This window comes from Variovorax rhizosphaerae (genome assembly GCF_037889975.1).
GTDB classification, from domain to species: Bacteria; Pseudomonadota; Gammaproteobacteria; order Burkholderiales; family Burkholderiaceae_C; genus Variovorax; species Variovorax rhizosphaerae.
Map to the genome: position 1 here is coordinate 18,942 of NZ_JBBKZT010000031.1, position 14,239 is coordinate 33,180.

Annotated in this window: 9 protein-coding genes; 3 read left to right on the forward strand and 6 right to left on the reverse strand. The window is 67.6% G+C overall.

Annotated features, from left to right (window positions below; translation table 11 throughout):
• Positions 1–3 precede the first annotated feature (3 nt).
• Positions 4–873: a hypothetical protein gene (locus tag WKW82_RS36045; RefSeq protein WP_340347958.1), complete on the reverse strand. Its 870-nt coding sequence runs from the start codon at positions 871–873 to the stop codon at positions 4–6.
• A gap of 169 nt (positions 874–1,042) precedes the next feature.
• Here WKW82_RS36045 and WKW82_RS36050 point away from each other — a divergent pair, with 169 nt between their 5' ends.
• Entirely contained in the window at positions 1,043–3,313 is a 2,271-nt protein-coding gene (locus WKW82_RS36050; protein ID WP_340347959.1) for a serine/threonine protein kinase, read from the forward strand.
• On the forward strand, positions 3,310–4,524 hold the full coding sequence (locus WKW82_RS36055; RefSeq protein WP_340347960.1) for an OmpA family protein: 1,215 nt from the start codon (positions 3,310–3,312) through the stop codon (positions 4,522–4,524). The genes WKW82_RS36050 and WKW82_RS36055 overlap by 4 nt, the downstream gene beginning before the upstream one ends.
• A 195-nt stretch (positions 4,525–4,719) precedes the next feature.
• Here WKW82_RS36055 and WKW82_RS36060 read toward each other — a convergent pair whose 3' ends face one another.
• From WKW82_RS36060 to WKW82_RS36080, 5 genes are all read right to left on the reverse strand, one after another.
• On the reverse strand, positions 4,720–6,996 hold the full coding sequence (locus WKW82_RS36060) for a primosomal protein N' (protein WP_340347962.1): 2,277 nt from the start codon (positions 6,994–6,996) through the stop codon (positions 4,720–4,722).
• 426 nt (positions 6,997–7,422) lie between these two features.
• Positions 7,423–8,547, reverse strand: a complete 1,125-nt coding sequence (gene hemE / locus WKW82_RS36065; protein ID WP_340347963.1) for a uroporphyrinogen decarboxylase — start codon at positions 8,545–8,547, stop codon at positions 7,423–7,425.
• A gap of 288 nt (positions 8,548–8,835) precedes the next feature.
• Positions 8,836–9,531 carry a redoxin domain-containing protein gene (locus WKW82_RS36070; RefSeq protein ID WP_340347965.1) on the reverse strand — a complete coding sequence of 232 codons (696 nt, stop codon included), beginning with the start codon at positions 9,529–9,531 and terminating at the stop codon, positions 8,836–8,838.
• Between the two features lie 126 nt (positions 9,532–9,657).
• Positions 9,658–11,874, reverse strand: a complete 2,217-nt coding sequence (locus WKW82_RS36075) for a protein-disulfide reductase DsbD family protein (RefSeq protein ID WP_340347966.1) — start codon at positions 11,872–11,874, stop codon at positions 9,658–9,660.
• 121 nt (positions 11,875–11,995) lie between these two features.
• The gene (locus tag WKW82_RS36080) at positions 11,996–12,736 is read right to left on the reverse strand and encodes an alanyl-tRNA editing protein (RefSeq protein ID WP_340347967.1); all 741 of its coding nucleotides are present in this window, start codon (positions 12,734–12,736) and stop codon (positions 11,996–11,998) included.
• Positions 12,737–12,864: 128 nt separating this feature from the next.
• Here WKW82_RS36080 and WKW82_RS36085 point away from each other — a divergent pair, with 128 nt between their 5' ends.
• The gene (locus WKW82_RS36085; RefSeq protein WP_340347968.1) at positions 12,865–14,208 is read left to right on the forward strand and encodes a PQQ-dependent sugar dehydrogenase; all 1,344 of its coding nucleotides are present in this window, start codon (positions 12,865–12,867) and stop codon (positions 14,206–14,208) included.
• Positions 14,209–14,239 lie beyond the last annotated feature (31 nt).

Sequence of the window (14,239 nt, forward strand, 5' to 3'; positions counted from 1 at the left end):
GAGTCAGGAGCCGCCGCTCTTCATGCGCTGGTATTCGTTGCGTTTCATGGCCAGGTAGTCGGCACGCTCGGTTTCGTGCAATTGCAGGGCATACCGCTCGGTAGCATCGAACCACGCCGCCAGCCGCGGTTCGAGTTGAGATGATGCGGGCGCGTCAAGGAACGCGTCGATTGCGAGGTAGTAGCGCATCGTGTTCCGCTCCACCACACCTCGCACGCCGCCGATATGCTTGGGCGCACCCTTGTCGTCCTTCCCGGTGACGGTGAAACCTTCCTTGTCGCTGCCGATCGTGCTCAGGTAGGCCTGCATCGCCAGCCGTGCTGCGGTGCCGTAGGCATACGAATACGACAGATGGATGAAGCTCTTGCCACCTTCCAGCGGCACGGATTCCAGAACGATCTTGTAGTCCCGTGTCGACAGCGGCCCCTCGGCCGCAGCCAGCCCCACGTTGAGGTAGTCGTTCTCGGCCACCACCGGTTGCCACACGAACTTGACGCGCTGCGCGTCCGCCAACGGCTGGTCGAACTTCCGGCCGAGCGCCACCGAAAGCGATGTGTCTGCGCCTGCCTTCGCGGCGGCGCAGTACTTGGTGTTCAGATGCAGCATCAGCACATCGCACCAGCTCGCCGGCAGTTGCAGGTACCGGCTCACATCGGCGAATGACTGGTCGATCACGGCGTAGATATCGCCTGCGAGTCGATTTGAATTTTCCGACGACTCCAGCACCAGCGGCCGCTTGAACGGGTTGTTGGCGAGCTGCGCGGTCAGCGAGGCGTGCTTGCGCTGCAGCGACGCCGCATCCTGCGCGTGGACGGCCCACGGCAACATCGCAAGGCACAACAGCACGACCATCCGGCGAAATTGAGCAGGCATGGGCCGCATCATGTGCTTCTGCATGCCCGGCGTCTGTAGGACAGGCAAAGTTCACGCATCGGCCGAACGGCATGTCCGGGCCTGCAGATTCACCTTCCAAGCGTGACAAAGAGCGAGTGCCTTGGTTAGTGCGCACTGCTAGAGTGCCCTGCGATTAACAGGGAGCTACATGCAAGCGACGGAAGTTCGCTCGGAAGAGCAGGGTGTGCGCGCATCGTCGGTGGGCGGCGTCATGACGACGCCGAACTTGGTGCACCAGCGCACCGTGCCTATCGACATGCTGGATGGCGATGCCGACGCCGGCCGGGTGGGTGGCGGCTTCGTTGATGCCGATGCGGATGCCAACGCCCGTTCCGATGCCGAGGCGCTGGCAGGAGACACCGTGCTGCGCGAGGGCACGCGGCTTGGCGGATACGAGGTCATCGGCTTGGTCGGCCGCGGTGGCTTCGGCATCGTCTACCTTGCATTCGACCACCTGCTCGAGCGGCACGTCGCCATCAAGGAATACCTGCCCGAGAGCCTCGCCGTCCGGGCGCCCTTGTCGCCCTATGTCACGGCCAGATCGCATCGCACTCGCGAAGCCTTCGGTGTCGGGCTGCGCAGTTTCGTCAACGAAGCCCGGCTGCTGGCGCGCTTCGATCATCCGGCGCTGGTCAAGGTTGTGCGTTTCTGGGAAGGCAATGGCACTGCGTACATGGCCATGCCCTACTGCCAGGGGCCGACGCTCGCGGACGAACTGGCGGCGCTGGGCCGTTCGCCCGACGAAGACGAACTGCGGCGCCTGCTGCGCCCGCTGCTCGACGGACTGGCCGCGATGCACGCGGTCAATTGTTATCACCGGGACGTTGCGCCTGACAACATCCTGTTGACCGACAGCGGACCCATGTTGCTCGATTTCGGCGCCGCGCGGCGCGTGATCGGCAACCTCACCAATGGCCTGGGCGCAGTCGTCAAGCCGGGCTTCTCGCCCATCGAGCAGTACGCGGAGGAACCGCTGCTGAAGCAGGGTCCGTGGACTGACCTGTACGCATTGGCCGCGGTCGTCTATGCCGCCGTGACCGGCAAGCCACCCCAGCCCTCGGTCGACCGGATCAAGGACGACCGCCTGGAGCCCCTCTCCAAGGTGGCCAGGGGGCGGTTCAGTCCGACCCTGCTTGCTGCCATCGACAGCGCGCTCGCCATTCGGCCCGCGGACCGACCGCAAAACGTGGCTGCGTTCCTTGCCAGGCTGGATTGCGATGCGACCGGGCACGGAAACGGAAGCGGAAGCGGAAGCGGAAGCGGAAGCGGAAGCGGAAGCGGAAGCGGAAGCGGAAGCGGAAGCGAGCCGGTGGACGCGCCGGGCGAGGCCAAGTTCCAAAGCGCGCTGCCCGCCAATGGGCGGATCGAGCCGACGCTCGACGTGGCAGCGAGCCGGTCGCCAGAACAGTTGGGGACGCCGGCAGCGCCAGGATTGGTACCGGCGACCCTGGACATCTCGCCAACTTTCGAGTTCGCGCAGGCCGCCTTGCCAGTGTCCCTGGCGGCGCCGACCGCACCAGGCGTGGCGAGGCCCCTGCGCGAGCCTGCGGAAATGGCCCCCGCCGCATTGGCGACGATTGCCCGGAAGCCGGTGCCGGCATCAGCCCCGATGCCGGAACAGGAGTTCGACCTGGCGTCGGGGCCGGCACCAGAAAGCGGGACGGAGAACGCTACCCCACCCGTCGGCGCCATCGTTTCACGGGACGCCGGCAGCGCAGCCGCGGCGCTGCCGAGTTGGGCGCGCCAGAAGCCGGCTCGTTCAAGGATGCCGGTGTACGTGCTGATGGGCATGTCCTTCGTGCTGGTGCTTGCCGCCATCGGTTACCGCCTGGGTTCCTCCACGCCTCCGCCGATGGTGTCGAAGCTGCAGCCCGCTGCCGCCAAGCAAAGCGCGCCCGCACCGACGGCCCCGGCCAAAGCTCCTGTCGCATCGACGCCAGCGGTGCCAGCCGCGCAGCCGACCCCGGCACCGGCGTTGCCTGCGCCAGAGCCCCTCAGCCAAGCGTCGGCTTCCGAACCGCCTGCCGCAGCGCGCGCCCAGGCCCTCCCGGCACCGGCAATCGCGGCGCCAGGCTCGGGTCGCACACAAGTTACCGCATCCACCCCGACGGTGAATTTGCCGAAGCCATCGCACGAACTCGCGCCGTCCGCCACCGTGGCCGCGAAGCACGCGGCGGCGCTGCCCGCGCCCGCCGGCGGAGACGCCCAAGGCAAGGCGGCTGCCGTTGCGCCCCCCGTGCCGGCACCTTCCCCTCCAGAAGCGCACGGCCAGCCGGGCAGACCGGAGCGCATCGCGCAGTCAACACCCGCCAGGAGCGCAGGAGGCCGCGCCCGCTGTACCGAAATCATTCAATCCGCCTCGCTCGGCCCCCTGAACGCCGAGGAAACCAATTACTTAAAAAGGGAATGCCATCGATGACCAACGCCAAGACCAGAACCAAGTTCGCCGAACGACAACAACTCGCGCTCACCGCCGCAGCCGTGCTGTTGTCGCTGGCCCTGGGCGGCTGCGCCGTGCCAAGGGCAAGCACATCCAACACAGTGCAGCCCCTCGACCAGGCCATCGCGCAGGCCACCGACGCATTGGTGGCCCAGACGCAGGCGCTGCCGAGTTTCCTCTCCAAGCTCGAGCCCAAGCGCACCGTGATGGTCGACCCGATGATCGACGTCGCGATCGGCGCGCGCACCGAAACCACGCAGCTCTTGCAGAAGCGCGTGACCGAGCGGCTGGGCGCAACGAAGGACACCCTGGAAGTGGTTCCCTTCGAAGGCCTCAACTTTGCCAAGGCGACCTACCTGCTGACCGGCACCGTCACCCGCACGGTCGGCAAGCCAGGCACGCCGGTGCAGATCAAGCTGGCGCTGACGGAACTGCGCACTGGCAAGGTCGCGGCGCAAGCCACCACCGTCGCGCGTGACGATGGGTTGGACGGCACGCCGCTGGCCACCGACCAGGACAACCCGGTGCTGGTCAAGGACAAGGTGGTCAATGGCTACGTCCGCACCACGGCGATGCCGCCGGGAGAAAAAGCGGACCCCTACTACATGGAGCACGTCGTGGTGGCGCCTGCCATCAACGTCGCCGCCGAGGCCTATGCCACCGGCCGCTATGCCGACGCTCTGGCCCAGTACACGGCTGCCAGCGCGATGCCCACGGGTGACCAGTTGCGCGTGCTGACCGGCGTGTACCTGTCGCTGGTCAAGCTCAATCGCATGCCGGAGGCCGAGGCGGCGTTCGGCAAGGTCGTTTCCTATGGACTCGACAGCAAGCAACTGGGCGTGAAGTTCCTGTTCACCCCTGGCAGCACGGTGTTCTGGCCCGACCCGGCGGTGAGCGGACAGTACGGCATGTGGCTGACCCAAGTCGCGACCAAGGCCACCGATGCCAAGGTCTGCATGACCGTCGTCGGCCATACCAGCCGCACCGGCTCGCAGGAGTTCAACGACACCCTCTCGGTGCAGCGCGGCAGCTACATCCGCGACCAACTGATCGCCAGGTCGCCGGTCCTGGCCGAGCGCACCAAGCCCGATGGCAAGGGCTATCGCGAGAATATCGTCGGCAGTGGCACTGACAACGCAGTAGATGCACTCGACCGACGCGTGGAATTCAAGGTCAACCCTTGCAGTTGAAAAGCAATGATCGCGCCGTCTTGACGGCGTGAAGATCTTGTAGCGAGAGCGCCGAGGTCTCGCACAGCGAAGCCGTAGCCCAGTACGGTGACGACGAAGTTGCGTCGAGGCTGACAACTGCGCGATGCGCTTGCCATGCCGGCGCCCACAGCACAGGCCATGGACCGGCGGGCCGCAGCCGAAAGATCCACCGCTTCAAATGGCGTGCGGGTCGACGTCGATGAGCCAGCGAATCACGCCCTTGCCGACCGGCTCCCGGCGCAGGGCGTGCAGCAGCGGCTGCCAGTCGGCCAGGAAGCGCTGCAGCGCAATGCGCGAGGCGCTTTCGACCAGCATCTGCGCGCGCTCCACGTTGGCCACGCGTTGTATCGCGAGCGGCACCGCGGGGTAGCGCGCCACTTGCGCTGCGTGAGACAGTGCCTCCGCTGCGGTGTTGGCGGCATGAAGGAATTCCTGCGCAGCCTCCTGCGTGCGAGCGTCGGCCCGCACCAGCGCCTGGAACGCGAAGGGCGGCATGCCGGCGGCGCGCCGCTCGTCGAGTTGCTGTCGGGCGAAAGCCGGGTAGTCATGCCGCCTGAGCGCCTGGAACAGTGGGTGGCCGCCGTGATGCGTCTGGATCCACATCTCGGCGGTGCTGCCCCGCGTGGCAAGGTAGCTGGCGTCGCGCCCGGCGCGTCCCGCCGATTGCATCAACAGGCTGAACAGGCGCTCCGGCGCACGGAAGTCGCTGGAGAACAGCGCACCGTCCGGGTTGACCGCCGCCACCAGCGTCACGCGGCGGAAGTCGTGGCCCTTGGCGATCATCTGCGTGCCGACCAGCACATCCACTTCGCCGCTGTGCACCTCGGCCAGCCGTTGCGCGAGTGCGCCTTGCTTGCGCGTGCTGTCGGCGTCGATGCGCGCGATGCGCACGGCGCTGCCGTCAGGTCGCTTGACGGCTTCGAACAACTCGGCCAGATGTTCCTCGAGCCGCTCGGTACCGCGTCCGACCGGCGCGATGTCCGGGTTGCCGCAAGCTGGGCAGGCGCGCGGCACCCGCTCGGTGAAACCGCAGTGGTGGCAGCGCAGCGTGCGGTCGATCTTGTGGAACACGCGGTAGGCGCTGCAGTACGGACATTCGCTCTTCCAGCCGCAATCGGCACAGGCCAGCACGGGCGCGTAGCCGCGGCGGTTCAGGAACACGATGCTCTGCTCGCCCCGCGCGATGCGCTGGCCGATGGCTTCGAGCAGCGCGCCCGACAGCACGGTCTTCCGCGGTTGCAGGCTCATGTCGACGCCGCGCACCGTCGGCAGCGCCCCATCTCCGATGCGGCCTGGCATGGACAGGCGCACGTAGCGTCCACCGGGGTCGTCGCTCTCGGCGGGGCGGCTGTGGTGCCAGCTCTCGAGCGACGGCGTGGCCGAACCCAGGATGACCTTGGCGCATTCGCGCTGGCCGCGCCACACGGCCAGGTCGCGCGCCGAATAGCGAGCGCCTTCCTGCTGCTTGTAGCTCGGGTCGTGTTCCTCGTCGACCACGATCAGCTTCAAGGACGGCATCGAGGCGAACACCGCCATGCGCGTGCCCAGCACGATGCGCGCCTGGCCAGCGTGCGCTGCCAACCAGCTCGCAAGGCGCTGCGGGTTGGTCATGCCGCTGTGCAGCGACACGACGGCGCCAGCGCCGAAGCGTGCCTCGAAGCGATCGCGGACTCTTGCCTCGAGTTGGGGCGTGAGGTTGATCTCGGGCACCATGATCAGCGCCTGCGCCGCGTCGTCGCGAGCGAGCAGGGCGGCCACGGCGCGCAGATAGACCTCGGTCTTGCCGCTGCCGGTGCTACCGAAAAGCAGGAAGGGGCCGTTTCCAGCCTCGAAGCGGGCCAGGGCGGCGGTTTGTTCCGCACTCAGGTCGACCGGAAGAGCGGCATCGGGTTCGATTTCGACAGCGGGGACATGGCCCCCAGGGCCGGGCTGCGCCAAGCCCGCCCCCCTAGGGGGATCCAGTCGAGCTGGCAAAGCCACGTCGGCTTGAGCGCCCCCAGGGCCAAGCTGCGCCAGGCCCGCGCCCTCTGGAGGAACAGGGTGAGGTGGCAATGCCGCTTCGCCTTGAGGCGCCGCCGCACGGCGCTTCAGGCGCCGCGCGAGTTGCTGGCTCGAGAGCTCGCGCAACTGCGGCGGCAGTGCTGCCAGCGCGACTTCGCCGAGCGACCGCTGGTAATAGCGGGCCGCGAACGACACCAGGTCGCGCCAACTCTCGGACAGCGGCGGCAGTGCGTCCAGCGCGCCCGCCACGGCCTTGAGTTCGCGCGTGTCGTCGTCGGTCGTTCGCTCGGCGCAGGCCCAGACCACGCCCAGCACTTCGCGGCGCCCCAGGGGAAGCCGCACCAGCGTGCCGGGCGACATCGGCACGGTGCTTGCGTAAGACAAAAGGCTTCCGAGCGCACTGTGCGCAGGGGTCTGGACAGCCACGTCCAAACGCCAACCGGGATGCATATTTTTGCAAATATGCCCGGTCAGGGCAGCGGAAACCCCAGTTGCGGAATCTCCCGCCCCTGTCTTCATGGCAGTGCGCACGTCTGGGGCGCTCTTAAAGCAGCTTGGAGCAAAACGAGTTAAGTCGTTGATTTGCTTGCGCTTTGGACAGTGTCCAAAGATTTTGTGGATAACTTTGTTGATATCCCGACCCAACACTCTCCAAACCCACGTGGATCAAGGCTTTCACTGGAATGCCCGGAAAAAAAGCAAAACGCAATTTCCATATAAATCAATAACTTACGTGCGCTATCTGTCCAGTGATAAGTTGCCACATCCGCGTGACGATTGCTTCCCTCGCTAAACATCTTTTGTGCATAAGTCTGTCACCCGCGTCGAAAGTGTCTTGACAAACGCAAATGTTCCACACGACCCAATTACATTGGGTCACAATCCAGGGCTTCGCACCCCTCTTGCCACGCGCGATTGCCCCTGAACCGCGGCCACCAGCGCTGCGACATTCTCGGGGGGCGTGAACTGGCTGATGCCGTGGCCGAGGTTGAAGATGTGCGTCGGCCCGGTGGTGGTGCGATCGGTATGCGGCGCACCGAAATCCTGCAGGACCTTGGCGACCGCTTCCTCGATCCGGGCCGGCGGCGCGAACAGCACATTCGGATCGATATTGCCCTGCAGAGCCTTGGCGCCGACGCCGCCTTCGCCGACGAGCGCGCGTGCGCGGGCCAGGTTCACGGTCCAGTCCAGGCCCAGCACTTCGCAGTCGAGCCCGCGCATGGCGTCGAGCCACAGGCCGCCGCCTTTGGTGAAGACGATGCGGGGCACGGGCTGGCCATCCACGCCGTTGCGCTTCAGGCCCGCGAGCACCCGTGCCGTGTAGGCCAGGCTGAATTCCTGGAAGGCGCCGTCGGCGAGCACGCCGCCCCAGCTGTCGAAGACCATCACCGCCTGTGCGCCGGCATCGATCTGGGCGTTGAGGTAGGCGGCGACTGCATCGGCATTCAGCGCGAGCAACTTGTGCATCAGGTCGGGGCGGCTGTACATCAGCGTCTTGACCAGTCGATAGTCGCTGGAACCCGCGCCTTCGACCATGTAGCAGGCCAACGTCCACGGGCTGCCGGAAAAGCCGATGAGTGGCACGCGCCCATCGAGCGCGCGGCGGATTGAAGTGACCGCGTCGAACACGTAGCGGAGCTTGTCCAGGTCCGGCGGCTGCAGCGCCGAAATTGCCGCCTCGTCGCGCACCGGCCGTGCAAAGCGCGGGCCCTCGCCGGCTTCGAACGACAGGCCGAGGCCCATGGCATCGGGCACTGTCAGGATGTCGGAAAAAAGGATGGCCGCATCGAGCGGAAAGCGCTCCAGCGGTTGCAGCGTGACCTCGGTGGCGTAGTCCACGTTGGTGGCCAACCCCATGAAGCTGCCCGCCTTGGCGCGCGTGGCCAGGTATTCCGGCAGGTAGCGTCCGGCTTGGCGCATGAGCCAGACGGGGGTGTGGTCAGTCGCCTGGCGCCAGCAGGCGCGCAGGAAGGTGTCGTTATGCAGGGGGGCGAAGGGCATGCGCCCATTGTCGCCGCCGGGGGCGCGGTCGAGATCGATGACGCACAGGGCAATGTTTGTTCGGGGGCACCCGCGGCACCGGCGCTCTGAGAAACCCTTTGATGATCATCGGTTCAGCCCAAGTGCTGGACAGAAACCATCGAACCTTTGCCGGGCCGCTGGGTGCGCCCGCTTGGGGGCTGAGGGCCTCGGCTCCAAGCCTGCCTGCGCAGGCTTGGACGACCTGCAAGAGCAGCCGCCGCTGTCGGCCGCCCCGGCGCGGCAGGCGCGCTCGGGGGTGGGTCTATTTCAGGCCTTGTACTTCACCGAGCAGCCGTAGGCACGCGTCGCCGCGGCCGAGATCGGTTTTCCGCCGAAGGCCTCGCCCAGCGCCTGGTTCACGTAGTTGGTGGCACGCGCGATATCGTCCGGTCGCGACGAGGCAATGCTGTCGATCCCGCCCGCGTACACGAGCACGCCCTTGGGGTCGATGATGAACAGGTGCGGCGTGGTGCGCGCGCCGTAGGCCTGGCCGATCACGCCGTCCTCGTCCATCAGCACGGCGGTGGGCGCGGCGCCGTGGTCCTTCATCCAGCTGTCGAGCGCGGTGGGTTTCAGGTAGTCGCCGGACGCGCGCTCGGTCGAATTCACGGAGAGCCAGACCGCGCCCTTGGCCGTCGCCGCCTTCTGCGTGGCCGGCATGTTGCCGCTGCCGTAGTGCTTGCGGACGAAGGGGCAGCCTGGGTTGGTCCATTCCAGCACCACGAACTTGCCCGCGAAATCCGAAAGCCGATGCTGCTTGCCGGCGGTATCGACGGCGACGAATTCCGGTGCCGGCTGGCCAACGGAGGGTGCCGCGTGGGCCCCCGTACCCATCAGCATCGTGGCGCCGAGGGCGACGGCGGCCGCCATGATGGCGCGGCGGGATGCACGGTCGAGGGCCGCTCGCGCCCGCCGGGCCGCGCTGGCGGAGCGCGAGGAAATGGAGTCTTGAAGGGATGACATCGTCTGCAGGTCCCCTGATTGAAAATTGAACAACGGCCACAGCTTAGGACGTTTTTCTCACGTGGATGTGACAACCCGTACCGCATCGGGGTGATGGCGCCGCGACTTGACGCGCCATCCGGTCGCCTACAGGGCCGCCAGCGCCGCGCGCACCTCGTCCTTGCCGAGGATTTCCGTCAGCACCACCGGCGGCTTGCCGGGGGCCTGCAGCACGTACACCGGCACGCCGTTGCGGCCCAGGGCGGCGAGTGCGGCGGTGATGGCGGGGTCGCGGCGGGTCCAGTCGGCGCGCAGCAGCGCCACGTTGCGGGCGTCGAAATCTGCGAGCAAAGCGGTATCGGCGAGCGTGCGCTTGTTGTACTGGCAGGTGACGCACCAGGCGGCGGTGAAATCGATGAAGACCGGGCGCCCGCCGCCATTCAATTCGCTGACACGCTCGCTCGACCACTTCTGCCAGCGCGCGGCTTCCCCTGAAGGCGCAGAAGCAGCCAGCGCAGCCGGTTCCACGACGCGCAGCACGTTGTGACCGATCGCACCTGTCAGCAAGGCGCTGACCACGATCAGCAGCGTGGCGACGATGGCGCGCGAACGGCCCCGCAAGGTCAAGGCCCATACCACCGAGGCCAGGCACACCAGCAGCGCGAGCAGGGCGCCGGCGCCGTCGATGCCGCTCTGCTGGCCGAGCACCCAGACCAGCCAGGCGACGGTCGCGAACATCGGAAAGGCGAGCAGCCGGCGCAGCGTCTGCATCCAGCGGCCGGGCTTGGGCAGCAGCATCGCGACCGCTGGCACGAAGGCGGCCATCAGGTAGGGCAAGGCAAGGCCCAGCCCCAGCGCCGCGAACAGGAGCAGCGCCTGCGCGGCCGGCAAGGCGATGGCCAGGCCAAGCGATGCGCCCATGAAGGGCGCGCTGCAGGGCGATGCGATGACCACGGCGAGCACGCCGGAGAGAAAGTCATTGACCACCGGATGCCTGGCTTCGGCGGACCGGACGCGCGACGGCGCCATGCTGCCGAACTCGAACACGCCTGCGAGGTTGAGCCCGATCACGGTGAACAGCGCGGCCAGCGCCGCCACGACGGCGGGCGACTGGAGCTGGAAGCCCCAGCCCAGTTGGGAGCCGGCCGCGCGCAATGCCAGCATTGCGGCGCCGAGCGCCAGCATCGACACCATGACGCCGGCCGTATAGGCCAGGCCCGCCGTGCGGTGCCCGCGGCGGTCGCCGGCGTGGCGGGCGAAGCCCAGCACCTTGATGGCGAGCACCGGGAACACGCAGGGCATGAGGTTCAACAGCAGGCCGCCGAGCAGCGCGCCGACCAGTGCCATCCAGAAGCTGGCCGAAGCCTGCGCGACGGGTGCGACCGACGATGACGAAGGTGCATTGGCGGTGTTGGCATTCAGCGCAGCCTGCAGGGCTGGCGACACTTGCGCGCGAGTCGCTTGGGTCGGCCACGTGCCCGAGACGGGGGCTTCGGCGCGCCAGGCGACCGGTTGGCCCGCTTGCCTGTCTGCGGCGGCGAGCGCCACGACGATCGGCATGTCGGCGGGGCTGGCGCCGCGCTGGTCGGCCAGCGGGACGGTCGCGGTCCAGGTGTCGCCTTGCCAGGCTTGCGTCCAGTCCTTGCCGGAAACGGCGGCGGTGTGGATGACGTCGGTGGTCTCGGGGAAGAATTCCAGCGTCTTGCCGCGCGCCGCAGTTGGAAGGCCGTCGATCCTGACCTGCAGCGTGTTGCTGCTGATCTCGACCGCGCCAGGCTTGGCGAGCGCCACGGGCTCGGCCGCCTGCGCGGCGTCGAAATCGGCCTTGTGCAGCGCGGTCGAACCCTGAACCGGCAGCGACAGCGCGAACTCGCCCTCTTCGGGAATGCATTCCTTGCGGCACACCAGCCAGGAGGCCTTGAGCCGGATGTCGGCGCCCGCCGCGCCCGTCAGGGAGGTTGGAGGCTTGAAGTCCGGCGCGACGGTCACCGGCACCGGCAGCAGGACGGTGCCTTCATAGCCGTAGTTGGCCAGCGTGCCGACAGGAATCTTCCTGGGCACCGGCCAGGCGATGTCGCCGGCGCTCAAGCCGGCCGGCAGCTTGAAGGCCAGCTCCGTCGGCAGGCCGGAATCGCCGGCGTTCTTCCAGTAGGTGTGCCATTCGGGCTGGTGCGTGATCAGCAGGCCGAGGCGCACAGGCGCGCCGGGTGCGACGCCCTCGGGGGCCTGCGCGACCAGTTCGGCGCGTACGTGGGGCGTCGTGACCACCGGGCCGACTTTGGGCGCCAACTGGGCTGCAGCCGGCGCGGCGGCTGCGATACATGCCGCGAGGAGCGCAGCAAGAGAGGGGCGGAGAATGGTCATGCGCTCCATGGGAGCCGGGGCGCTGCGAGCAAGTTCCTGCGAGCAGGTGCCGCCGGGATCCGCGGCGCCGCCATGGTGCAGGAATCGCGATCCCATGCGCAGCAATTGTTGAAGCAGGGCATCAGGCCCAACCCAGCACAACACGACGGCTGGTGGCGCTCTTCTTCTCGATCTTCGTAACGACCACGCCGCCGATCTCGGCGGTGTTCGCCACATGCGTTCCTCCGCAGGGCTGGAAGTCGATCTGCTCCTCCCCGCCGATGCGGATCGTGCGCACGGTGCCGGTGCCACGCGGCGGCTGCACGCTCATGCTCTTGACCAGGGCCGGGTTGGCGTCGAGTTCCTCGTCGGTGATCGCGCCGACCACCAGCGGATGCGACGCGCCGACCAGCCGCGCGAGGCCGGCGCTCAGCGCTTCCTTGTCGAGTGGGTCGGTCATGTGGAAATCGAGCCGCGCGTACTCCGGGGTGATCGAGCAGCCGTTGACCGGCCACGGAATCAAGTGGCACAGCAGGTGCGTGGAGGTGTGGAAGCGCATGAGCTTGTGGCGGCGTGCCCAGTCAAGGCTTGCGCTGACCGTGTCGCCGGGCTTCAGCGCGGCGAGCAGGTCCGACTGGTCGGGCGCGGGCACATGGACGATCTCGTCGGTCGGCTTGCCCTCGGCGTCCTTGGCCTTGCGCGTGTCGGCGATGGCCAGGATGCGACCGTCGGCCAGGGCCAGCACGCCGCTGTCGCCGGCCTGCCCGCCGCCCAGCGGATAGAACACGGTGCGGTCCAGCACGATGCCGGATTCATCGATGCGCAGGACGTGCGCTTGGCACTCGCGCAGGTAGGCGTCGGTGCGGAACAGGTCGTCGGTCATGGCTCGATGGTAGCGGCGTGGCGTTCCGCATGCGACCACGCCAGAATGCGCCCGCTGCCGACAGGCGTCATTGGCGGGTCCGCGCCACAGTAGAGCATTCGCTCGACACGACATTCCCGGAGAAACGCATGACCCGACCTCGACCCACCTTGCCCTTGGCCGCATTCCTCGCCGCGTCGCTGCTGGTCGGCTGCGGCGAAACCGCGCGGCTGCCCTTCGAGGCGGGCGTGGGCACCCGGCCCGAGTTGCCGCCGCCGAACAAGACGATGTTCCCCACCGTCAACATCGCCAACGCCATCGGCTGGACCGATACGCAGGGGCCGGTCGCGGCGCAGCCCGGCTTCAAGGTGGCGGCGCTGGCGCGCAACCTTGACCACCCGCGCTGGCTCTACACGCTGCCCAACGGCGATGTGCTCGTGGCCGAGAGCAACACGCCGCCCAAGCCCGAAGGGGCGCACGATGGCGGCGACGGTCTCGCGGTCCGCATCAAGGGCAAGGTGCAATCGATCATCATGAAGCGCGCCGGCGCCGGGGTGCCGAGCCCGAACCGCATCACCCTGTTGCGCGACGCGGACGGCGACGGCGTGGCGGAAGTGCGCACGATTTTCCTGAAGGGCCTGATGTCGCCCTACGGCATGGCCCTGGTGGGCAACGAACTGTTCATCGCCAATGCCGATGCGTTGGTGAAGGTGCCGTACACGGGCGGCCAGACCACCGCGAGCGCCGCACCGGTGAAGGTCACCGACCTGCCCGCCGGCATCAACCACCACTGGACCAAGAACGTCGTGGCCAACGAGGACGGCAGCAAGCTCTACGTGAGCGTGGGCTCCAACAGCAACGTCGGCGAGAACGGCCTGCCCGCCGAAGAGGGCCGCGCCGCCATCTGGGAGGTCGAAACCAGGACAGGTGCCAAGCGGCTCTTCGCCAGCGGCCTGCGCAACCCGAATGGCATGCGCTTCGAGCCGGAGACAAAGACCTTGTGGACCGTGGTCAACGAGCGCGACGAGATCGGCAGCGACCTGGTGCCCGACTACCTCACCTCGGTGAAGGACGGCGCGTTCTACGGCTGGCCGTGGAGCTACTGGGGCGGCATCGTCGACGCGCGCGTTCAACCGCAGCGGCCCGACCTGGTGGCCAAGGCGATCGCGCCGGACTATGCGCTCGGCACCCACGTCGCGCCGCTGGGCCTGGTGTTTTCCGATGCGCGGATGCCGCCCGAATTTGCCAATGGCGCCTTCATCGGCGAGCACGGATCCTGGAACCGCGAGCCGAAGTCGGGCTACAAGGTGGTGTTCGTGCCCTTCATCGGGGGCAAGCCGAGTGGTCCGCCGAAGGACTTCCTGACCGGCTTCCTCGATGCGGATGAAAAGGCCCGGGGCCGTCCGGCCGGCGTTGCGCTCGACAAGTCCGGGGCGCTGCTGGTGGCGGATGACGTGGGCAATGCAGTGTGGCGGGTGTCGAAGGAAAAATAGCCCGTTCGTTCGCCTTCGTGAGTGGGGCAAT